The sequence below is a fragment of the Massilia sp. SYSU DXS3249 genome (assembly GCF_053668055.1).
Genome location: NZ_JBSIPX010000022.1, coordinates 1 through 21,137, shown reverse-complemented (window position 1 = coordinate 21,137; position 21,137 = coordinate 1). Strand labels below are relative to the sequence as shown.

Sequence of the window (21,137 nt, the reverse complement as noted above, 5' to 3'; positions counted from 1 at the left end):
GTCTCCTGGCGTTTTTGTAGGGGTTCGAGCGGCTGGTTCATTTGTCGGAAGTCATCAGCTCGTGCCAGTATTTCCACCATGCCCACTGGGTGTCGTCCTTGGTGAATCCGTCGCCCACATGGCCCGGTCCCGGCCAGCCTTCCGGCGCGCCCTGTTCGAACTTTGCCTGGTATTTCAGCGTGATGGTTTTCGCCATGGCGCCCTTCGCCACCTCGGTCTGGTGCGGCCAGGTGTCGGAGTCTTCCATCTCGACCATGCCGGACGTACCCAGCATCTGGACCGACTGGCGCAGCATGCGCGCCTTCAGTTCGGGCGGCGTGTCCTTCTCGGCGAAGATCCAGTTCATGAACTCGAGCTGGCCCGGGCCCTTCGGGATGTAGGCGTGCAGGGCACAGGCGCCGACCACGGTGCCGTCGGGCTGGGGCAGGTAGATGAATTCGAACAGGCCGTTCGGGAAGAAGCCGCCGACTTGGGGCGGGCGCCAGGACATCAATTTGAGCTGGCCGTCGTCGAAGCGCTCCAGCAATTCCGGCACCATTTCCGGCGTGATGCCGGGCGGCGGCAAGGCCTTCAGCTTTTCCACGACCGAGAGTTCGGCCGGGTTCTTGCCGGTCAGGCGCACGATCTTGCGGTCGAGGTCGATGCAGCGCAGGGCGTGGCCCTGGTCGGTCCAGACTTCGCAGCCGTACATTTCAGGCGACAGGTCGGCGCCTTTGCCTTCGGCATCCGGTTTCTTCGCGTAAGGACCCACTTCCGCCAGCCAGCGGTGCAGGGTAAGGGTATGGAAACCGTCGGCTGCCGACTGCTCGCAGGCGGTCTTCCAGTTGGCGTTGATGCGGAAGCGCTGCGGCGGGCCGAGGACTTCGAGTCCGCCTTTGGTACGCAGGAAGAGGGTATCGAAATAGTATTTGGCGTCGCCGAAGAATTCTTCGAGGCTGGGACCGTCGATGTTCCAGGTGGCGAAGATCAGGCCGCCGTACAGGGCGACCCGCGCTTTTTTCAGGCCCAGCTGGTCTTTCGGGGTCATATGCCCGTGCATGCATTCCTTCTCGACCGGCGCGCCGATGAAGTCGCCGTTCGGCTTGAAGGCCCAGCCGTGGTAGATGCACATGTGGACATTGGTATTGCCCGCGTCGTGGGTTTGCACCTTCATGGCCCGGTGCGGGCACACGTTCAGCGAGACATGGATCGCGCCTTCACGGTCGCGGGCGACGATCACCGCGTCCGAACCCATGTCGCGGGTGATGAAGTCGCCCTTGTTTGGAATCTCGGTGTCATGGCCCAGGAAGATCCAGGCCTTTCCGAAGATGCGCTCCATCTCCAGTTCGTACAGCTCCGGGTCGGACAGGGTCCGCACCTTGACTTCGCGGGTCTCGTGGTTGATGAGGTCCGAGATCCTGGTCCCGTCCCGCAGTCTCGTTTCGGCATTCTGGTGCATCGTCGTCTCCTTTGTTTTAACCGCTTCTGAATTGTACACAAATCAGAATTATGTTCAACAAAAGGATGTCGCTAACGCCGACTTATTTTGCGTGAGCTATCTCCACTACAAGGAGACTAGGGCGATGTGGACGGTGGACTGGACGCGCCCGCGCGGCGCAGTACGACGGGAATGCCGCCCATGCGTTTCTTCACGAGCCATTGGGCAAGCGACGCGTCCATGTAATCGGCATGGCCCGGAAACCAACGGGCCAGCTCGCGCGCGAGCGCGCGGCAGGTCGCCTCATGCCCGCCGCCGCCGAGCAGCGCCTTCACTTCATGTACTGACGCCAGTACGGCCTTATGCTCGTCGATATGACATTCGGCAGCAGGGAAGTCGGTCGAGAGCATCCACTCGCGCTCTTCATTGAAGTGGCGCTCGGCGTGGTCGGCGAAGGCATCCAGGAGACGGCTTAGCTCGTTGTCGGGTGCCGCTATCATGGCGCTGACCAGGTCCACGAATTCGCGGTGAGTCGAATCCATGCCGCCATGACCGAGCAGGAAGCGGTCGGACCAGGTGAAATTCTGTTCGGGGTTCGCTGACACGGGTGCGCCTTCTCGAAAATAATATGGGACAAATATTTTAAAAGTGTCCATCAAAATGGTAGCACAGGTTTGTGGGTGTGCAGGGGTGGCCGGGGGAGATTGCCGGATAGCGTGCGCAGCGCGTGCTCCGGCTGGGATAGGTACAATTCGTCCTCCGGCCTATCGCGCGCCGAATCGAAGGTAAACACGCTCAAGATGTCCACAATGTCACCAACATCAACACCAGCGACGCCGGCAAGCGCCGCCGCGCCCGTCTGTCGCGCCAACGGTAGACCCGTCATGCGCGAGCTGGTGCAGACCCACGACTGGTCTTCGACGCCGCTTGGCCCGATGACGCAATGGCCCGCCAGCCTGAAGGTCATCGTCGCACTCATCCTGGACTCGACGGAGCCGATGGTGGTCTGGTGGGGCCGCGAATCGCTTCAGATCTATAACGACGCGTATGCGCCACGGGTCGACAGCGACGACGGTGTCCTCGCGCTCGGGCGACCCGCCGCTCAGAGCTGGAAGCATGCCTGGGCTTTGCTGCGTTCTCAGGTCGAGCTCATACTAGCCGGGCAACCCTCGACAGGCTACGTGGATTTCCAGGTGAGCATCGAGCGCGACGGGAGAGTCGTAGATACGTATTGGAACTATTCGCTGACACCTGTGCGCGATGATGGTGACGCGATCCAGGGAGTACTGCTGATTTCAAGCGAAACGACCGAGCGAATCCTGACGAGACGACGCCAGCAGACACTGGATTTTTTACGGCATGAACTTTCCAGCGCCAACACGATCGATGCGCTGGGATGGGCAATCGATGCGGCGGTTCGATCCAACCGGGACGATTTGCACGGCGCGCAGCTCGTAGGGCTTCACACGGGCATAACGGGGATAACCCGGACACCACTGCATGAACGTGTGACGGCGCCCGAGGTCGGCGTCGACGTCGACATTGCCATCCTCTTCCGGCGCTCGCCGAAAGTTGCGCCGAATGCAGCTTATCGGCTCTTTCTCGAACAATTCACGCTGCTGGTCGCGACTGCCCGCCACCGCATCGACAGTGAAGCGCTACGCAGGGCCGTGGAGGCCGAGCGTGACCGGCTGTTGCTCGATGCGCCGGTCGGCGCAGCCGTCATGATCGGCGAAGAGCTGGTCTATCACCTGGTCAACCCGATCTACGCAATGGTCAGCGGCAGGCCGGCAAGCGCGATGGAGGGCCGGCCTTTTGTCGACGTTTTCCCTGAACTGCAGGGATCTCCTGTACACGAGCAATTCAAGGTGGTGTATCGCGCCGGAGAACCCTACGTTTCCAAACCGACGCTGGTACAGATTCACCGTCACGGCGGCGCGCTCGACGACCGCTACTTTACCTATAACCTGGCGCCACTGCGCACCCTCGTGGGCGAGGTATACGGGCTGATGGTGATTGCCGTCGATATCACTGTCGAAGTCGAGTCGCGCGCAGAGGTGGAGAAGCTGAACGTTGAGCTGCACACCGCGGCCAGGGCGAAGGATGAGTTTCTGGCGCTCCTGGGACATGAACTGCGCAACCCGCTTGCGCCGATCGTCACCGCGCTGGAATTGATGCGCATGCGTGACAGTTCGACGCAGCGCGAACAGGTCATCATTCGCCGTCAAATCACCCATTTGACACGCCTGGTCGACGATTTGCTCGACGTCTCACGAATAACGCGTGGCAAAGTCGAGTTGCGCAAAGAAGTGGTCGACGTCCGCGAGGTGCTGGCCCGGGCGGTGGAAATGGTAACGCCCCTGATTGCGCAAAAAAACCAGCGCCTGCACGTTGATATCGCCTCGGCCCAATGGTACGGCGACCCGGCGCGCCTGGCGCAAATCGTCTCCAACCTGTTGACCAATGCATCCCGCTACAGCCAGCCGGAAGCCGATATCGTCGTTCGTACCGCGGTCGCGGAGGGCAAACTCGAAATCGAGGTATCCGACAACGGCACGGGCTTGTCGGCGGACCTGCTGCCGCGGATATTCGAGCCCTTCATGCAGGGTGAACGTACACTGCATGGCGCCGTCGGCGGCCTCGGGATCGGCCTTGCGCTGGTGAAGAACCTGACGGAGCTGCATGGCGGCTCCGTGGCGGCGCGCAGCGAAGGTATCGGCGAGGGCAGCACCTTTACCGTGCGACTGCCCTTGACATCGGAAGTGACAACGCCCGAGCCTGCAACAGCCGTGCAGCCCGCGCCGGCCCTTCGCAAGCAACAACACGTCCTTGTGGTAGACGACAATATCGATGCGGCCGATACCCTGGCCGAGATTCTGCGCGCTTATGGGCACGTCGTCACAGCCGTCTACACGCCCGAGGATGCTTTACAGGCCTTCATGCAGCGGCACGTGGACCTTGCCATTCTCGACATCGGATTGCCTGGGACCGACGGGTATGAGCTGGCCGACCTGATGCGGGGTAGCGGACACAACGTCGGCGTGCGCTACGTCGCGTTGACCGGATTCGGGCAGGCGATCGATCAACAGCGAAGTGCGACTGCAGGATTTGCGGCGCACCTGGTCAAACCTTTGGCATCGGATTCCCTGGCCACACTGCTGGGCATATGACGCAGGTGCGCTCGGTTGAAGCTCGAAGCTTGCGTGCCGAAGCCGGCACGATGTCATGCCGCCCATCCGTGCGCGTGGGACGATGCCGGAAGCCCGGCGATCCGGTTTACCGTTGGATCAGTGCTCCGGGCCAGCCGTTGTTGGAGCAGAGACGCCGCAAACAGTTGCGATGTCTGCTTTCGGTGAGGCGCCGACGTCCGAAGAGGCCATGAAACGCTACATGGCAGTCGTATTGGCAGAAGCAACAGTGCCGCGGCCCAAGCACATCGGGATCGAAGCAGGCTCCATGATGCGCAAGGGCGACATAAAGTCGAGTAGTAAATTGCCGCGTATAAGCGCAACAACATGCTGGTAGGCCTGTCAGCCGGCTTGCCGGGAGGAGGGTGCCGATTGGCGAGGCACGTTGGTCGTTCCCGACGTGGTGCATACGATGCTCGGACAAAGATCTCCCAACCAAAATCGGGAGCGGTTACTGTCAAGTTAGATCGCCCGCGGCAGCAGCTCTGCACGCGCTGCACTACTAGCATGCCGATGCCCTGGCGATCCAGCAGGAGCGGAAAGACTCGGGGGATACCGAGCTTTACTATCCAGTACCTTGCCCACTGGCTGAGTCATGGCGTTGTCACGCGCGAACTTGTGGAGGAGGCTCTGCGGCGGATATCGCGGGTCGCCAACCAACTGACCGCCGGCGACGCGGCTACCAGACCACGGCGGGGCAATTTCGAGGATTTGCTCAGGTTGCAAGCCAGTCATGCCCTTGTTTATCAAGACTGTGAAAAGCCAGGAGGATGTGCGGAATTGCTGGGCTACAGTTCAGCCTTGACTAGAGCGCAGGAACCATAGTGACGTAAGCCGTCCTACCTGACTCATCCGAGGCGCTGCTATAACCGGCGCCTCTTTCTTATTCGGTATGTCTCAGAAACAAACCATCGTGGTGCATCGCATAACTCCACTAGGACGACTCAAGCAGCATTAGCAAACCGCGAACAAGCGGTCGCAACGTCTACGTTTGTTCTGACATTATAGAAGTAATGTCACATTTCGCTGGAGCTTGGCTAGGTTTCTTACGTATTATGTAATAATATAGATGCCCTCGATGCCCGGAGCCTTAACAATGAAGACTGAAGAGCTTTCCACCGAAAGCGCCATCGCTGTCAGTGTCGCGGAGCTGCGTGAGCGGTTTCCGCGCACCCAGGATCTTTACCGTGAGGTCTGCGTCTTATTATTTTTTCGGCACAGCATCACGCCAACAGCAAACAAGCTGTATCAGCTCGTGCGCAAGGGCAGTATGTCGGCGCCGACTGAAGCACTGAACAACTTCTGGAAGACGCTACGCGAACGCTCCCGTGTCACGGTCGAGCATTCCGACCTCCCGGACGAGTTGCGGACGGCAGCCGGCGACCTAGTGGCTACTTTATGGAAGTCAGCTCAGTTAAAATCGCTTGAGTCCTTGACCACACTGCAGGCAGAGGCCGCTGCCGTAGTCGACAGCGCAAAAGCCGGCGTAGCAAATGCCCAGGCCGAACGCGCTGATGCCTTGCAAGCCCTCGAGCACGTCCACACACAACTGCGAACGAGCGAGGACGCCGCCGCTCTGCTTCGACAGGAGCTCGCGGCCGCTGCCGCCACCAGAAAAGGACTGGAGCAGCGGCTGGAAGATGCTCGTCGCGAGCTTGACGTCATGCAGGTGCGCATGGAGCACTTGAGCGCCGAACACGCCGCGGAGCGGGAGAGGCTGGCCGATCGTACTCGTTTGGCTGAGGATCGGTTCGCCGACATGGAAAGACGCGCGCTCCTCGAAATCGACAGGGAACGCACAGCCGCGACGAAGCTTCAGAAGAAGGCCGAAGCGGAACGGGCAGAGCATGCCGCTGCCATTGAGCGGGCACGCATCGAGCAAAACGTAACGCAGGCGACAATCGGGCAGCTCAGGGAACAGATCGGCGCGCTGCAGAACTCCGTTAAGACGCTGACTTATGAGCGTGACCGCGAGAGGGCAGAGCTACAGTCAGTGCGGGAGCAGCTAGAAGCAGCTATACGTCAAGCAGCTACTGACAGTGCACGAGCAAACCTTCTGGGGGACGAGTTGGAGAGGAGCCGAGCCAAAACTAGTACTCGTCGAGAGCCATCCACTCAGCGCAGCGTAAGCAAACGGCGCGCCAAAGGAGTCAGTGGAAGCGACCGATAAATAGGTCAACTTTTCCGCCGCCTTTCGACTTTGGATAGACTGGTCGATGCCTCAGCGCCTGTGATGGAACAGAGAATCCGCTTGATTAGAGCTGATGACGCAGGCCGTGAAAAATGAGAAGTCAACGATTCATCACGTTACTTCGCGCTTTTTTCCGTAACTCGACAATATACTTGCTAATGTCGAGTTCGTTTGATCTGAGATTGGTATCACTCCTTGAAACCTCCCTGTACACAGCAATCGCGTCACAAGCCGCCTAACGGCCATTGAGTACACGCAACCTCACTGGCTAATCCGACAACACCAGGATAAGCTGCGCATTTAGACTGGCATCGGCACGAGACTCTAGTGATTCAGATTCATTGCCCCCCGTGCGATTCTTACGAGGGTAACGACACTAAGCTCGACCTCTAAGGCCCTCAAGTTACCGCTGTGCTCTCGTGCATCATTCGTCCGGAAGACTGGAAGCATGTCGGTCCATGCCTTCAGTATGCGATCGAAAGCTCGCCGCAGCACCCATTGCCGTTTCCTGTAGCGGAAGAAATAAGCTGCCGTAGCACCGAAAGGGTTCTGTTCCGTTTAAGACCTACATGTAAGCAGGCCTGGCGGGCACTGTACAGGCCGCAGAATCCCGTTGTTCCTGGCGACGATGGACCACTCGCACCGGCAGGATAGTGTGAGTGCTCTGTCGGCGACAAAAAGATGTGAGTATGTTGTCCGTTTACCGTCTCGAGTGCATAGAGCGGCGCGACAAAATCTTGTGCATATGTCGAAAAATGGATCATGAGAGCCGAAACGAGTGCTCGGGGAGCGACAGAATGGTGTGAACTTTCTGAAGACCCCCTCTGAACCATGACAGAATAGTGTGAGTAAGTCGCGTTCGTTTCCAGATGTGCAAGAACTCACAGCATTCTGTCGCTATGGAGGGGTATATTCTGTCGGTCGACTACGGAGGCGGTCGCCTGCCAGTCCTGCCACCTGATCGATACCGTATTTGACATAATATAGATTATGCGAAGAAGAGTCTCAACGTGGACGCCGCCATGATTTCGGCAACCTGCCTCGCTCTCAAGCTCCCGGAAGCAAAGCTGCTATCTCTCTGGGCCAATTCAGCGCACGCCCCATACGGCAGCAATATCGATCGACTCAGCAGCGTTGGACCGAATGTGCCTTCACGCCGAACTCTTCCTGACCCGGGCCATTTCAACTGTCTGCTTCGGTCGCCCGCGCGACGCACATCGAAGGTCTGGTGGCACGCTCATTTCGCCCGCCGCTTCACTGCATATCCATATTGCACCGGCCAATCCGGCTCCTCCTCGAACGCATGCTGGGCTTTCAGTGCCCAGTACGGTTCACGCAGCAGTTCGCGCCCGAGCAGCACCAGGTCGGCGTCGCCGCCGGTGATGATTTCGTCGGCCTCCTTCGGATCCGTGATCAGGCCGACCGTGCCGGTCAGGATGCCGGCGTCGTCGCGGATGCGGCGGCTGCATGGCACCTGGTAGCGCTTGGCGACAGGAATGCGCGCGGTCGGCAGATTGCCGCCGGTTGACACGTCGATGAGATCGACGCCCAGGTTCTTGAGGCGCCGCGACAGTGCGACCGACTGCTCGATGTCCCAGCCGCCCGCGACCCAGTCGGTGGCGGAAATGCGCACGAACAGCGGCAGCCCGGCGGGAACCGCGGCGCGCACGCGTTCGGTCACGCGCAGCACGAGGCGCATCCGGTTCTCCAGACTGCCGCCGTACCCGTCATCGCGCTGGTTACTGTGGGGCGACAGGAACTGGTGCAGCAGGTAGCCGTGCGCGGCGTGGACCTCCAGCACCTGGAACCCGGCTGCAAGGGCACGCCGCGCGGCCGCCTCGAAGGCGTCGACGATGCCCTCGATGCCGGCTTCGTCGAGCGCAAGGGGCGCCGGATCGTCCGGATGGAACGGAATCGGACTGGGCGCGACCACCGGCCAACCGCCCTCCTCGGCCGTTTTCAGCGTCGCGCCGCCCGTCCAGGGTGCCGCGGTGCTTGCCTTGCGCCCCGCGTGCGCCAGCTGGATGCCTGCACAAGCGCCCTGGCTGTTCACGAAGCGTGCGATGCGCGCGAGCGGTTCGATGTGATCATCGTTCCAGATGCCGAGGTCGCCCGGGGTGATGCGGCCGTCCCAGGTGACGCCGGTCGCCTCGACGATGACGAGCCCGGTCCCGCCCACGGCACGGCTGCCCAGGTGGACCAGGTGCCAGTCACTGGCCATGCCTTCCTCGGCCGAGTACTGGCACATCGGCGCCATCGCGATGCGGTTGCGTACGGTGAGGCTGCGCAGAGTTAGCGGACTGAGCAGGTCAACTTCCGGTACTTCGCGGTCGTGGGCAGCGTCGGCCACCGCGCCGTGTGCGCTCGGCTGGAACGCCTGGGCAGCGCCGACGGCGGGTTGGACATTCGTCGCGTTCATGATTCGCCTCCGGGCAAAAACGAAAGTGGCGCGCCCGGCTGGCCCGGGCGTTGCGGGATCAGTAAGCTCTACGGCGTTTGCGCAGCATCATGATGCCGCCCACCACCGCAGTGGCGATGAGGGCCTTGCGCACCAGGCCGGCCGGGTTGTAGCGCAGCTCGGAGCGGATGCCCATTTCCCCGAGCACGTTCGGTACGTGGCCATGCGCCAGGTCCTCGACGATGCCCTCGACCATGTTGACGCGGTCGGCGGCGATCAGCATCAGCCAATGGCGAAGGTCGTTCTCCGGGAGCTTGTAGGCCAGGCGCCGGATGGAGCCAGACAGCCACTTCGGCGGCTCTGCGGTGCCGAAGATCGGGGTGATGCCCGGCCGCTCCGGCGAGCAGAACACTTCGACGGTCTGCGCCTGCTGTACCGGCTGTCCTTCCGGCACGTGGATGAAGCGTGGCGGCGTGCGCTCCATCGGCACGGCCGGCCGGTTCTGCTTGTCGAGGTCTGCGCCCCAGCCGTTGATGCGCTTCAATTCCTCGACGGGTGGACTGTGCCGGTTCAGGTCGTAGTCGATCTGCCGCTCATAGTCGACGTGACCGTGATGATGCGGGTGGCGCCGCTGCTCGGCAAGATCGCGCTTGGCGGTTTCGGTATCCATGTCTGCTCCTTCAGTGAATGATGCTGCTCGCCGTCGCGCGCGCCGACGCGCCTGCGCGCGGGGGAATCAGCACGGTCTTGATGCATTCGTCGTACTTGCTCGAGAAGATGTGGTACGCATCCGAAACCTCTTCCAGCGGCACCCGATGGGTAATGATCTCCTTCGGGTTCAGGCGCCCCTGGCGGATGTGCTCGATCAGGTGCGGCACATGGCGCTTGACGCTGGCCTGGTTCATGCGCATCGTGAGGCCCTTGTTCAGCGCGTTGCCGATCGGGACGGCGTTAAAGGTCGGCCCGTAGACGCCGACGATCGACACGTTGCCTCCCTTGCGCACCGAGTTGATGGCCCAGAACAGCGCGGTCGCCGCGCCTGCCTGCAGCATGGTCCAGCGCCCGGTGACGGTCTGCGCCAGGCTGCCCGACGCCTCGCAGCCGACGGCATCGATGCACACGTCCGCACCCAGCCAGTCCGTCATCTTCTTGATGTGCACGGCCACGTCGCCCACCTCGCGGAAATTGATGATTTCGCAGGGGGCGTAGCGCCGCACGAAGTCGAGCCGGTAGTCGACATGGTCGACCACGATGACGCGGCCGGCGCCGAAGAGCCAGGCCGACCTGGCGGCGAAGATGCCAACCGGCCCGGCGCCGAACACCACGACGGTGTCGCCCTGCTTGATGTCGCCCATCTCGGCGGCCTGGTAGCCGGTCGGGAGCGCGTCCGTCAGCAGCACTGCGTCTTCGTCCACGATGTCGTCGGGGATCTTGTACGGCCCGACGTCGGCCATCGGGACGCGTACGAACTCGGCCTGGCCGCCGTCGTAGCCGCCGGTGGTGTGCGAGTAACCGTAGATGCCGCCGACCGCCGTCGCTTCGGGGTTGGTATTGTGGCAGTTGCTGTAAAGTTCTTTCTGGCAGAAGAAGCAGGAACCGCAGAAAAGGTTGAACGGCACTAGCACGCGATCGCCCGGCTTGAGCGTCTCGACCGCCGAGCCGACTTCCTCGACGATGCCGACGAATTCATGCCCGAACGTGTGCCCGATGCGCGTGTCGGGCACCAGTCCGTGGTACAGGTGCAGATCCGAGCCACAGATGCAGGCGCGCGTCACGCGGACGATGGCGTCGCCCGGGTGTTCGATGACAGGATCCGGTTTTTGCGACGCCCGGATGCGGTATGGTCCACGGTAGTTAGTGGCTAGCATAAAAACCTCCTGTAAGGATTGTCCTCGTGTTCCCGCGGTGGCCGCCATCGGGCGAAGAAATTCAGACACCAGCGATGGCGGTACGTTCGTCATCGACGCGCGGGCCTTTTTTGCAAAAAGCGCCCTGCTCCGCTAGGAACCGGGATGCAGCACCACCTTGGTCCAGCCGTGGTCGCGCGCGTCGAAGTGCTTGTAGGCGTCCGGCGCCTGCTCCAGTTTCAGCTCATGGGAAACGATGAACGAGGGTTTCGCGCGGCCGGCGTGGATCAGGTCGCGCAGTTGCCGGTTGTAGGCCTTGACGGGGCACTGGCCGGTTGCGACGCGCTGCCCCTTAAACCAGAGCATGCCCCAGTCGAGCGCGATCTTCCCCTCTTTCGCGAGCGCGTCCGGGGCGTTCGGATCCTGCGGGACGAACACGCCGACCACTCCGATCCCGCCGGTAAACTTGACGGAGTTGACCAGGTTGTTCATCGTGAGGTTGGGAACCTCTTTCCGGTGATGATGGTGGTCGTGGCACTGGTAGCCGACGCATTCGCAGCCCGCGTCCGCGCCCCGCCCATGGGTCAGGTCCATGACCCGCTGCACCGGGTCCTCTTTCGAGTAATCGATCGCGATCGCGCCGATCGACTCGGCCAGCTTGAGCCGGTCGGAATGGCAGTCGACCACCATCACGCTGCAAGCTCCCTTGATCATCGCCGAGTGCGCCGCCATCAGGCCCACCGGCCCGGCGCCGTAGATGACCACCGCGTCCCCGGGCTTCATGCCCGCCAGTTCGGTCGCATGCCAGCCGGTCGGGAAGATGTCGGCGCACATCACGTAGTCGGTCTGCCGCTTCTCGGCGTCCGGCGGCAGCTTGAGGCACATGAAGTCCGCCCAGGGCACGCGCAGGAATTCGGCCTGGCCGCCCTGCCAGGGACCCATGTCGGCAAAGCCGAAGGCAGCGCCGGCCATGCCCGGCTCGTTCGCCTTCAGGCAGTAGTTGGTCAGGCCGCGCTCGCAGTTCTTGCAGTGGCCGCAGCTGACATTGAAGGGTAGGCACACCCAGTCCCCGGGCTTGAGGTTCTCGACCGCCGGCCCGACTTCCATGACCACGCCAAGGTTCTCGTGGCCGAAGACGCGGCCCTGCTCGAAATCCGTCCGCCCCTCGTACATGTGCAGGTCGGATCCGCAGATATTGGTTGTCGTAATCTTGACGATGGCATCTGTCGGACGTTCAATCTTAGGATCCGGCACGTCTTCGACAGCTACCTGGTTGGGTCCTCTATAGACGACTGCTTTCATAGTTTGCTCCTGTGAGCCACCAGGATCGAGCTGACCCTGCACGACAGCACAGGTTCCCTGGCGGTTGTTGATGTAGCCGCAGGGAGTGCCCGCGGACGCGTCCACCACTGCGGAAGCATCGGCCGCCGCGGAAGTACCTGTCACAGTGAACCCGACCTCCCCGATAACAAGGGCGATCTCCGATTTCATTTTTTGATCGGACCACGGATTCGGATAAATTGCAGTGCGTCTCAAATAATGTGCAGAGCGTCTTGCATTGGCGCATGCGTGACGATGCACCGCGGGCAACGCGCGAGCCGGTAATCACCGGAGACGGCACGTGCGCCTACAACTTCATCGTGTGTTCCATGCCAGAATCGGCAACCATGGCCGTGCGGCGCAAGCATGGCAATGGAGCGATATGCACAACACAAAATATGTCGATCCCAACCGTCATGCCACCTGGCTCGAGTGTTTCTTCGACCTGATCTTTGTGGTGGCGATCGGTGACGTCACGCATATCCTGAGCCACACGCACGAGGGGCATCTCGACCCGCGCCAGTTCTGGAAGTTCGTGCTCATCTTTATCCCTCTGTGGTGGATCTGGGCGAGCCACACGATGTATGCCAACCGGTTCGATGCGGATGACCGGAAGCACCGGCTGGCCACCCTGTGCATCATGTTTCTCTTGATTATCATCTCAGGCTTGATCGGCCAACGCTTCCTGGCCAGCTTCGAGGCCATCGTCGCCTGCTACGCCGGCGCGAAATACATCATCGGCGCAATGTATTTCGTATCGAAACGCCGCCACAAGGAAAGCACGGCACTCGCGACGGCCGTCGGCTGGGTGATCCTCGCCGGCGCCACCATCAGCCTCGCTTCGATCCTGTTCCCGGCGCCACGGCGATATGTCGTGTTTTACCTTGGGATCGTGGTCGACCTGGTTGCGTTCATCTTTTTCTTGCCGAACCGGCTGCGGGTGATCCCGCCCCATACCGAACACCTGATCGAGCGGGTCGGCCTGCTTACGATCATTATCCTGGGGGAGTCCATCAGCAGCCTGTCCGCCGGGCTGGCCAACATCAGCTGGACCGTGGAGAGGCTGATGACCGCCGCCACGGGCTTCGTGATGATTTCGAGCATCTGGTGGGTCTACTTCGACAGTTTCCACCTGCTGTCCGAACAGAAGCTCACGACCGGGCACTCGATCCTGTACTCGCACTTGTTCGTCTTCATCGGGCTGTCGATCCTGGCCAGCCTGATCCGGCACGCGATCCTGGACGACATGGCGCTGTCCGATTTCCGGATACTGTCGGTCATCGGCACGGTCTGCTTTTTCATCGGCAAGCAGTACGCCTATTTCATGGAACGTCCCGAACTGCGGCGCCACCTGGTCTTCAACACCCTGGTGGTCTTCGCGCTGACCGGGTTTGCCCTGCTGTTGCCCAGGACCGATTACATGCTGCTTGGGCTGACCGTGACGGTGATTTGTTATGCTTTCCTGAGTTTCAGATACCAGGATGTGCCCCCCGCGCGCCGCGGCCATCCGCGCCACCGGGCTACGGCAGGCGACGGGTCCTGAGCGATACATGGGGCTGCGCCGGGGATCGGTAGCAGCTGTGGGAAGCCGTGGCGGGTTCGAACACGACAGGAGCAAGCATGCGCAACACACCACTTCCATCCGGAGAGCAAGTTCCGGTGCTCGGTCTGGGAACCTGGCACATGGGCGAACGTCCGGGAAAACGCCTGGCGGCGTTCGATGCACTGCTGCGCGCCGGGGAAATCCGTTACTGGGCGTCAGCAATGTCGACACGGCGGACATGGAGGAACTGCTCGGCCTGCCGGGAGGGGACGCGGTGGCGGCCAACCAGGTGCTGTATAACCTGACGCGGCGCGGCATCGAGTTCGACCTGGTGCTGCGCTGGGTGCTGCGCAACACCGGGACGATCGCGCTGCCGAAGGCCGGCACCCCCGGCCACGTCGAACAGCTTCGTCGCGCGCTCGACATACCTTTCTCGCCCTCGGACCTGGCCTAGCTGGATCGCGCCTTCCCGCCCCCGAAACGGAAGGTGCCGCTGGAAATGATCTGACGCGTGGCGCCGTGCTCATGTGTACATTCGGACCCGCCGGGAAACTGGCTGCCGGCCGGGATGGCGTGCGCTCCGGGGGAACAGGCGTCTTGCGACGGTGGTCTACAATGTAGGCGTCCTGCCATTAGGTGCTTGCCATGCCCCAAGATTTAGGTTCAGATCATCTGCCGGACACCGGCGAGTCCGTCAGCCCGTTCGGCTTCTGGGAAGTGGACCTGCGCAACATGACGCTTGCCCTGTCGGACACGGCCTGCAGCATCTGCGGCCTTGGCCCGGCCGCGTGTCGCCTCGACGACTTCCTGCAGCGCGCACACCCGGACGAGCGGCAGCGCGTGAGCAACACGGTGCACGCGGCACTAGGCTCCGGAGCCCGGCTCGATGTCGGGTACCGCATCGTGCTGCCAACGGGCGCGGAACGGCACTTGCGCGTACGCGCCGAGCTGCTGCCCGCAGACGACGGCCGCACGCGCTACCTGGGCACGGTCCAGGACGTGAGCGAACAGGTGCGGCGCGAGCGCGAAAACGGACTCAATGCAAGGCTGCTGCAGATGGCAAGCGCCGTCGCGCACATCGGTGGCTGGACCTATGACACGGCGCAGGGGCGCGTGATCTGGTCGGACGAAGTATGCCGCATCCACGATGTGCCGGCCGGGACCACCCCCACGGTCGAGGAAGCGATCGGATACTTCGTGCCGGAATCGCGCAGCAGGCTGCGCGGCCTGGTCGAGACCTGCCTGCGCGACGGCACGCCTTACGACGAAGAACTGCGGCTCATCAGCGCGCGCGGCCGCGACGTGTGGGTCCGGGCCATCGGCGAGCCGGTGCACGGCCCGGGCGCGGCGATCACCGGGCTGCAGGGCGCGTTTCAGGACATCAGCGACAAACGCAAGGCCGAACAACGGGCGGTCAGCGTAGCCGCGCAGCTGTCGGCCACGCTCGAGTCGATCACCGACGCGTTCTACACCCTGGACCGCGAATGGCGCTTCACCTACCTGAACCGCGAAGCCGAGCGCCTGTTCCGGCGCCCGCGTGCGCAACTGCTGGGCAAGGTGTTGTGGGACGAATTCGCCGCGCTCAAGGGCCAGATCGGCTATTGCGAGTTCCACCGTGCGGTGCGCGAAAACCGCACCGTCGTGTTCGAGGAATACTACGCGCCCTACCAGGCGCTGTCCGAGGTGCGCGCTTATCCTTCCGGCGAGGGCCTGACCGTCTACTTCCGCGACGTCACCGAGGCGCGCAAGACCGAGGAGTCGCTGCGCATCAGCGAAGAACGCTTCCGCACCATCGCCCGCGCCACCACGGACGTGGTGTGGGACTGGAACCTGGAAGACGACACCTTGTGGGCCAGCGACAGCATCGAATCGGTGTTCGGCTACACGACAACCGATTTTTCCGGGCCTATCCGCGCATGGTCGGAGCACATCCACCGGGACGAGCGGGAACGGGTCGTCGGCCGCATCAGGTCCGCCCTCGAGGGCGGCGAGACGCAGTGGATGGACGAGTACCGCTTCCTGCGCAAGGATGGCTCGATCGCCCTCGTGCTCGACCGCGGCTACATCATCCGGGATGGCGCCGGGCGCGCCACGCGCATGATCGGGGCCATGGTGGACCTGACCGAGCGCCGCCAGGCCGAACGCCGGATCGAATACCTGGCCTATTACGACGTGCTGACCCAGCTGCCGAACCGTCAGCTGCTGATGGACCGGCTACAGCGGGCGTTGGACAACTGCGCCCGGCAGCGCCGTACCAACGCGCTGTTTTTCATTGACCTGGACAACTTCAAGTCCCTCAACGACACCCTTGGACATGCACTGGGTGATCAGTTGCTCAAGCAGGTGGCGCAGCGCCTGACCGGTTGCCTCAGCCACCATGACACCGTTGCGCGCTTCGGCGGCGACGAGTACGTGGTCCTGCTCGAGGGCATGAGCGCAGACATGGAAGAGGCAAGCTCCCATGCCCGCGCGGTCGCCGAGCGCATGCTGCTGACGCTGCGCCAGGCCTACAAGATCGACCAATATTGCCACCACGGTACGGCGAGCATCGGCATAGTGCTGTTCGGCGACGCCGGGGAGGACATGGGCGAGTTGCTCAAGCGCGCGGACATGGCCATGTACGAGGCCAAGGGGGCCGGGCGCAACACGGTTCGCTTGTTCAACCCGGACATGCAGGCCGTGCTGTCTGCGCGCATGGCGCTCGAGAACGACCTGCGCCAGGCCTTGCGCGAGTGCGACCACGAGTTCGAGCTGCACTACCAGCCGCAGATCGACCGCCACGGTCAGGTCACCGGCGTGGAAGCGCTGGTGCGCTGGCGCCATCCGACGCGCGGCATGGTCTCGCCGGTCGAGTTCATCCCCCTCGCCGAGGAAACCGGGCTGGTGCTGGCGCTCGGACAGTGGGTGCTGAAGAAGGCCTGCGACCAGCTGCTGGCCTGGGCGGCCAGCCCGGCGACTGCGCACATCGAGGTCGCGGTCAATGTCAGCGCGCGCCAATTCCACCATCCGCACTTCGTTGCGCAGGTGCTGGCGGCGGTGGCAGTGCCCGGGATCGATGCGCGCCTGCTCAAGCTCGAACTGACCGAGACCTCGCTGCTGGAGAACGTCGACGACACGGTCGCCAAGATGAATGTACTCAAGCTGCACGGCGTGAGCTTCGCGCTGGACGACTTCGGCACCGGCTATTCCTCGCTCGCCTACCTCAAGCAGCTGCCGCTCGATATGCTCAAGATCGACCGCTCATTCGTGCTCGATATCCTGACCAATCAGAGCGACGCGGTGATCGCCCGCACCATCATCGGGCTGGGGCGCAGCCTCGGCCTGCGCGTACTGGCCGAAGGTGTCGAAACGGTCGCCCAGCGCGACTTTCTGTTCGAGCACGGCTGCGACGCCTACCAGGGCTACCTGTGCGCCCGGCCGTTGTCGGCCGACGCCGCGGTCTCGGTCATCTGCACGCCATGACCAGGCGGTGCGGATGTAGCCGGTGACGCCGTCCTCGCTGGGACTGGTTTTTCCTTTCCGGGCAACCCTGCCAGTGCCGGTTTGCGCGCCGGCACTGGGAGCCGTCACCGAAGCAAGCGAATCATGTGCGGCGGCTCCCGCCCGGCCTGGCGCAAGCAGCAGGGCGATCGACCGGGCCTGCCGGTTTTGACCGCTTAGCGGCGGGAAAGCTAGCCCGTACGTTTGATGCGGATCAATATCCGGACATTCCCGTTCCGCAGACTGATACCGACCGCACGTGAATGACCATGCGGGCGCAGGGTCGCGCGCCGGGCGAGGAGGAGCCACCATGTTCAAACAGATTCTATTGCCCACCGACGGGTCCGAACTGTCCGCGCGCGCCGCGCTGGCCGGCGTCGGCTTCGCGAAGGAGATCGGCGCCCAGGTCGTCGGCATGACGGCCGTGCCCGACTTCCACACCGTGACCGTCGATGCCGACATGCTCGAGAGCACCGAGGACGAGTACCTCGCCGCCAGCGAAGCCCGCGCGAACGGGCGGCTGGCGGCCATCGCCAATGCCGCGCGGGAAGCGGGTGTGCCGTGCAATACGGTACTGGTGCGCTCCGACCAGCCCTACGAGGCCATCCTGCATGCGGCGCGCCAGCACGGCTGCGACCTGATCGTCATGGCCTCCCACGGCCGGCGCGGCATCAGCGGCGTCCTGCTGGGCAGCGAGACGCAGAAAGTGCTGGTGCACAGCGCGATTCCGGTGCTGGTCTACCGCTGAGCTTGGTTCGTCCTTGCCGGCTCAGAGCCAGACGATGAACGCGACCAGCGCAGCGACCAGGGCCAGCTTGGTGAGCTGGTAGGCCCGGAGGTTCCAGGCCTTGTAGCGGCGCCGGTACTGGCCCATCGTGTGCGAGATGCGGAAGGCCTTGCTGACGAAGCCGGTCTGGTCGCCCGTTTCGTTGGGAGAGCTGGCGGCCGTCATCATGGTGCGGCCGAGCCAGCGGTTGATGGCCTGCATCCAGCGGTAGCGCATCGGGCGCTCGACGTCGCAGAACAGGATGATGCGGTCGCTTTCGCTGCCGTTTTCCGCCCAGTGGATATAGGTTTCGTCGAACAGGACGCCCTGCCCGTCGCGCCAGCTGTAACGCTCGCCATCGACCTCGATGAAGCAGCGGTCGTCGTTGGGCGTGGCCAGGCCCAGGTGGTAGCGCATCGAGCCGGCGAAGGGGTCGCGGTGCGGGTTCAGTTTGGCGCCGGGCGGCAGTTCGGCGAACATCGCGGCCTTGACCGATGGAATCGCCTGCAGCAGCGCGAAGGTTTGCGGGCACAGGCGCTGCGCCGAGGGGTGGCTGGCGTCGTACCACTTCAGGTAGAAGCGCTTCCAGCCGGTCTTGAAGAAGGAATTGAAGCCGGCGTCGTCGTTGCGCTCGGCTGCCTTGACCTTCTTCAGGGCAATCATGTCCAGCGCCTCGGCACGGATCAGCTGCCAGTTGGCCTCGAGCGGGGCCAGGTCGGCGAACTCGCGCAGGGGAATGTAGGGAGTACTCGGCACCCGCGAGAACAAGTGCATGAAGAAATTGATCGGCGCCATGAACGACGAGTGGTCGAACACTTGCCGGCGCAGCGGCAGGCGCACCTTTCCGCGCAGGTGTATGTGGAGAACCGAGACAAGGTAAAAGCCCACCACTGCCCACTTCATCTTTCCCTCCAAGCTGATGGGGGATCAGCCTACCGGATCGGGGGGAAAAGAATAGCAGATTCGCCAGGCGCCCATCGGGGCCCGGCGAAAACCATACAGATTGTCAGCACAGCAGCGTTTGCGCGTCAAACGGCCTCGGCGCGCAGCGCCACCATTCAGTGCAGCGCCGTCATTGCATAGCCTTTTTCGGCAAGCTGTCCGCTCAGGTTGTCGATCTCGTAGTCGGGCAGCTGATCGGCGTTGTCGTCGATCTCGAAGGCGCGGGCCTCCACTTCCCAATCGGTATTGGTGGCTTCCTCAGGGATGTTGCGGGTTTCCGGAACGGCCAAGTAGGAGAACTTGCCGTCGCTTTCGGCTCTGCGGTAAATGTCCAGGCGCATAATCGTTTCCTTACGTGAAAGCTCGCTTTCGGATGAAAGCGGACGGCTCCACAGTAGGCGATCGCGGGCGGCGCGTCTGTTAATTGCCCCACACTCTGCCGGGTCGGCCGCGTCCCCGGCAGGCGCTGCTCAGCGCGACGGATTATGGCCGAGCACCCGCGCCGGCAGCATCAGGACCGCGCGCAGCAGCGCGAAGACGGCGTCGACGCCGATGCCGAGCAGGCGCAGCGGCAGGAGCAGCAGCCACACCAGCGGATACAGCACCAGGGCCAGCAAGGCAAGCGGCCAGCACAGCAAGAGCAGGACCAGCCATAGCAGGAAACCGAACATCGTATGCTCCAGAATGAAGGGGAAGCGACAGTGTACGGTCGCCGGCCGCCGCAGTCATGGACCATGCGACGGACGGCAGGCCGGCGCGACAAACCGGCCGAATGGCGGGATGAGCGACAGGCCTCGTCAGGCCATGTCAGGCAAACTCGGCGCTGCGCAGCTCGGCCGGACGTCCGATCGCCTCGGCCGCCGGCTGGGCCAGCTGCACCCGCAGGGCCGCCTGCAGGCTCGGGATCGACGCCCCGGCGCGGTATTCGAAGGCCACGTCGACCACGTCGCCCGCCACCACGTCCAGCGGACGCGCCAGCGGCAGGGTCATGTAGTGGTTCAGCCAGTCGATGGTGGTGCCGCGCGCCTCGACGATCGCCAGCACGTTCTTGGTCACGAAGCGCAAGGCATTAAGCGTGCCGTCCTGCTCGATGGCGAAGCTGCCGCCCCAGGCGATCCGGCTGTCGACCGGTCCGGCGAAGTCGAGCACGCTGTAGACGGCAGGCGCGGCCAGCTCCACGGTGCCGGCATAGGCGACGCCGGTGTCCTGGAATTGGACGATGGGCGCATGGTAGCCGTTGAATTCGTAGCGTTGCTGCAGCGGCTGGACGGCCATGATCACCGCTTCCGGCATGAACAGCGGCAGCGGTCCGCCGAACTTGGCGAGGTAGCGCTGCTTGAAGGCCTCGATCACGGCGACCTGCTTCTCGCGCAGCATGGCCACGTGGATCATTTCGCAGATGACGACGTCGACCGGCTCCGGCGGCAGGTAGTCGAAGGCATCCGCGTGGATCACCTCGACCTTGTGGCCGTTCGGATTCATCGCCAGGAAGCGGCGCGCTTCGAGCACCAGGTCGGGATTGAACTCGACGCAGTAGACGCGCTCGGCCTGCTGCGCGGCGAAGAAGGACAGCACCCCGGTGCCGCCGCCCAGTTCCAGCACCTTCATGCCGGGGCGTACCGCGTGCGCGATCGCGGCCTGGAAGGCATCCATGCGGTGGTGGTCCATCAGCATGTTGTGGTGGTAATGAACCGGGATGAATTGCCCGAGGTAGCAGCTTTCGATGTCGCGTTCGTTCAGCATGGGAGTTCCTTTGGTCGGCGCCGCGTTTCTCCGGGCGCAATTATTTGCTCAGTGGGAACATTATGCGGGTGCGATACGTGGGGCGATTGGTCGAGGTGGGGTGGGAATACCTGCCAATTCAGAGGACACCACGGGGATCGGAGCCGCGTTTTTAGCCGTCGCAGAAACGCGTGGGGTCAGGACTGTATAGCACAGACACATAGGTAACAGGTGTCTAGACACATAGGTAACACTGCCGGGTTAAATTTTAGCGGCTTTTGAGGTCGATTTGCGTCACCTCGCGGTCGCAGAAAATGACCTGG

Annotated in this window: 16 protein-coding genes; 6 read left to right on the top strand and 10 right to left on the bottom strand. The window is 62.9% G+C overall.

From position 1 onward, the window contains the following. Nucleotides 1–37 precede the first annotated feature (37 nt). Nucleotides 38–1,438 (bottom strand): aromatic ring-hydroxylating dioxygenase subunit alpha, encoded by a 1,401-nt coding sequence (locus ACWCIA_RS20355; protein WP_454166257.1) that lies wholly within the window; start codon nt 1,436–1,438, stop codon nt 38–40. Nucleotides 1,439–1,554: 116 nt separating this feature from the next. Continuing rightward, nucleotides 1,555–2,022: a bacteriohemerythrin gene (locus ACWCIA_RS20350; RefSeq protein ID WP_454166256.1), complete on the bottom strand. Its 468-nt coding sequence runs from the start codon at nt 2,020–2,022 to the stop codon at nt 1,555–1,557. A 279-nt stretch (nt 2,023–2,301) separates the two neighbouring features. Between ACWCIA_RS20350 and ACWCIA_RS20345 the strand changes: the two genes are divergently transcribed. Together ACWCIA_RS20345 and ACWCIA_RS20340 are read left to right on the top strand one after the other, a co-directional pair. After that, on the top strand, nt 2,302–4,587 hold the full coding sequence (locus tag ACWCIA_RS20345) for an ATP-binding protein (RefSeq protein ID WP_454166254.1): 2,286 nt from the start codon (nt 2,302–2,304) through the stop codon (nt 4,585–4,587). A 1,114-nt stretch (nt 4,588–5,701) separates the two neighbouring features. Next, on the top strand, nt 5,702–6,775 hold the full coding sequence (locus tag ACWCIA_RS20340; protein WP_454166252.1) for a DNA-binding protein: 1,074 nt from the start codon (nt 5,702–5,704) through the stop codon (nt 6,773–6,775). Between the two features lie 1,258 nt (nt 6,776–8,033). Here the strand turns inward: ACWCIA_RS20340 and ACWCIA_RS20335 are convergent. The 4 genes from ACWCIA_RS20335 to ACWCIA_RS20320 all read right to left on the bottom strand — a co-directional run bounded on the left by ACWCIA_RS20335 (nt 8,034) and on the right by ACWCIA_RS20320 (nt 12,343). After that, the gene (locus ACWCIA_RS20335) at nt 8,034–9,215 is read right to left on the bottom strand and encodes an NADH:flavin oxidoreductase/NADH oxidase (RefSeq protein ID WP_454166251.1); all 1,182 of its coding nucleotides are present in this window, start codon (nt 9,213–9,215) and stop codon (nt 8,034–8,036) included. A gap of 58 nt (nt 9,216–9,273) precedes the next feature. After that, the gene (locus ACWCIA_RS20330; RefSeq protein WP_454166250.1) at nt 9,274–9,864 is read right to left on the bottom strand and encodes a hypothetical protein; all 591 of its coding nucleotides are present in this window, start codon (nt 9,862–9,864) and stop codon (nt 9,274–9,276) included. Between the two features lie 10 nt (nt 9,865–9,874). Continuing rightward, nucleotides 9,875–11,062 carry a zinc-dependent alcohol dehydrogenase gene (locus tag ACWCIA_RS20325; RefSeq protein WP_454166249.1) on the bottom strand — a complete coding sequence of 396 codons (1,188 nt, stop codon included), beginning with the start codon at nt 11,060–11,062 and terminating at the stop codon, nt 9,875–9,877. Between the two features lie 132 nt (nt 11,063–11,194). Then, nucleotides 11,195–12,343 (bottom strand): glutathione-independent formaldehyde dehydrogenase, encoded by a 1,149-nt coding sequence (locus ACWCIA_RS20320; RefSeq protein ID WP_454166248.1) that lies wholly within the window; start codon nt 12,341–12,343, stop codon nt 11,195–11,197. A 319-nt stretch (nt 12,344–12,662) separates the two neighbouring features. On the opposite strand from ACWCIA_RS20320, the gene ACWCIA_RS20315 reads away from it, so the two are divergent. The 4 genes from ACWCIA_RS20315 to ACWCIA_RS20300 all read left to right on the top strand — a co-directional run bounded on the left by ACWCIA_RS20315 (nt 12,663) and on the right by ACWCIA_RS20300 (nt 18,132). Next, nucleotides 12,663–13,904 (top strand): low temperature requirement protein A, encoded by a 1,242-nt coding sequence (locus tag ACWCIA_RS20315; RefSeq protein WP_454166246.1) that lies wholly within the window; start codon nt 12,663–12,665, stop codon nt 13,902–13,904. Between the two features lie 238 nt (nt 13,905–14,142). After that, nucleotides 14,143–14,358 carry a hypothetical protein gene (locus ACWCIA_RS20310; RefSeq protein ID WP_454166244.1) on the top strand — a complete coding sequence of 72 codons (216 nt, stop codon included), beginning with the start codon at nt 14,143–14,145 and terminating at the stop codon, nt 14,356–14,358. A 191-nt stretch (nt 14,359–14,549) separates the two neighbouring features. Beyond that, nucleotides 14,550–17,366, top strand: a complete 2,817-nt coding sequence (locus ACWCIA_RS20305) for an EAL domain-containing protein (RefSeq protein ID WP_454166242.1) — start codon at nt 14,550–14,552, stop codon at nt 17,364–17,366. Between the two features lie 328 nt (nt 17,367–17,694). Further along, nucleotides 17,695–18,132 (top strand): universal stress protein, encoded by a 438-nt coding sequence (locus tag ACWCIA_RS20300; protein ID WP_454166240.1) that lies wholly within the window; start codon nt 17,695–17,697, stop codon nt 18,130–18,132. 21 nt (nt 18,133–18,153) lie between these two features. Here ACWCIA_RS20300 and lpxO read toward each other — a convergent pair whose 3' ends face one another. The 4 genes from lpxO to ACWCIA_RS20280 form a co-directional block, all read right to left on the bottom strand. Further along, nucleotides 18,154–19,053: a lipid A hydroxylase LpxO gene (gene lpxO, locus ACWCIA_RS20295; RefSeq protein ID WP_454166238.1), complete on the bottom strand. Its 900-nt coding sequence runs from the start codon at nt 19,051–19,053 to the stop codon at nt 18,154–18,156. A 155-nt stretch (nt 19,054–19,208) separates the two neighbouring features. Beyond that, nucleotides 19,209–19,433 carry a DUF6139 family protein gene (locus ACWCIA_RS20290; protein ID WP_454166236.1) on the bottom strand — a complete coding sequence of 75 codons (225 nt, stop codon included), beginning with the start codon at nt 19,431–19,433 and terminating at the stop codon, nt 19,209–19,211. A 129-nt stretch (nt 19,434–19,562) separates the two neighbouring features. Beyond that, nucleotides 19,563–19,763, bottom strand: coding sequence for a hypothetical protein (locus ACWCIA_RS20285; protein WP_454166234.1), 201 nt, complete (start codon nt 19,761–19,763; stop codon nt 19,563–19,565). Between the two features lie 136 nt (nt 19,764–19,899). Continuing rightward, nucleotides 19,900–20,835 (bottom strand): methyltransferase domain-containing protein, encoded by a 936-nt coding sequence (locus ACWCIA_RS20280; RefSeq protein WP_454166232.1) that lies wholly within the window; start codon nt 20,833–20,835, stop codon nt 19,900–19,902. Nucleotides 20,836–21,137 lie beyond the last annotated feature (302 nt).

Bases quoted from the DNA above. Each gene is read 5' to 3' on its own strand.
- ACWCIA_RS20340 (WP_454166252.1), top strand. From the start codon at position 5,702: ATGAAGACTGAAGAGCTTTCCACCGAAAGCGCCATCGCTGTCAGTGTC.
- ACWCIA_RS20325 (WP_454166249.1), bottom strand. From the start codon at position 11,062: ATGCTAGCCACTAACTACCGTGGACCATACCGCATCCGGGCGTCGCAA.
- ACWCIA_RS20330 (WP_454166250.1), bottom strand. From the start codon at position 9,864: ATGGATACCGAAACCGCCAAGCGCGATCTTGCCGAGCAGCGGCGCCAC.
- ACWCIA_RS20290 (WP_454166236.1), bottom strand. From the start codon at position 19,433: ATGCGCCTGGACATTTACCGCAGAGCCGAAAGCGACGGCAAGTTCTCC.
- ACWCIA_RS20335 (WP_454166251.1), bottom strand. From the start codon at position 9,215: ATGAACGCGACGAATGTCCAACCCGCCGTCGGCGCTGCCCAGGCGTTC.
- ACWCIA_RS20300 (WP_454166240.1), top strand. From the start codon at position 17,695: ATGTTCAAACAGATTCTATTGCCCACCGACGGGTCCGAACTGTCCGCG.
- ACWCIA_RS20320 (WP_454166248.1), bottom strand. From the start codon at position 12,343: ATGAAAGCAGTCGTCTATAGAGGACCCAACCAGGTAGCTGTCGAAGAC.
- ACWCIA_RS20355 (WP_454166257.1), bottom strand. From the start codon at position 1,438: ATGCACCAGAATGCCGAAACGAGACTGCGGGACGGGACCAGGATCTCG.
- ACWCIA_RS20345 (WP_454166254.1), top strand. From the start codon at position 2,302: ATGCGCGAGCTGGTGCAGACCCACGACTGGTCTTCGACGCCGCTTGGC.
- ACWCIA_RS20310 (WP_454166244.1), top strand. From the start codon at position 14,143: ATGGAGGAACTGCTCGGCCTGCCGGGAGGGGACGCGGTGGCGGCCAAC.
- ACWCIA_RS20305 (WP_454166242.1), top strand. From the start codon at position 14,550: ATGCCCCAAGATTTAGGTTCAGATCATCTGCCGGACACCGGCGAGTCC.
- lpxO (WP_454166238.1), bottom strand. From the start codon at position 19,053: ATGAAGTGGGCAGTGGTGGGCTTTTACCTTGTCTCGGTTCTCCACATA.
- ACWCIA_RS20280 (WP_454166232.1), bottom strand. From the start codon at position 20,835: ATGCTGAACGAACGCGACATCGAAAGCTGCTACCTCGGGCAATTCATC.
- ACWCIA_RS20285 (WP_454166234.1), bottom strand. From the start codon at position 19,763: ATGTTCGGTTTCCTGCTATGGCTGGTCCTGCTCTTGCTGTGCTGGCCG.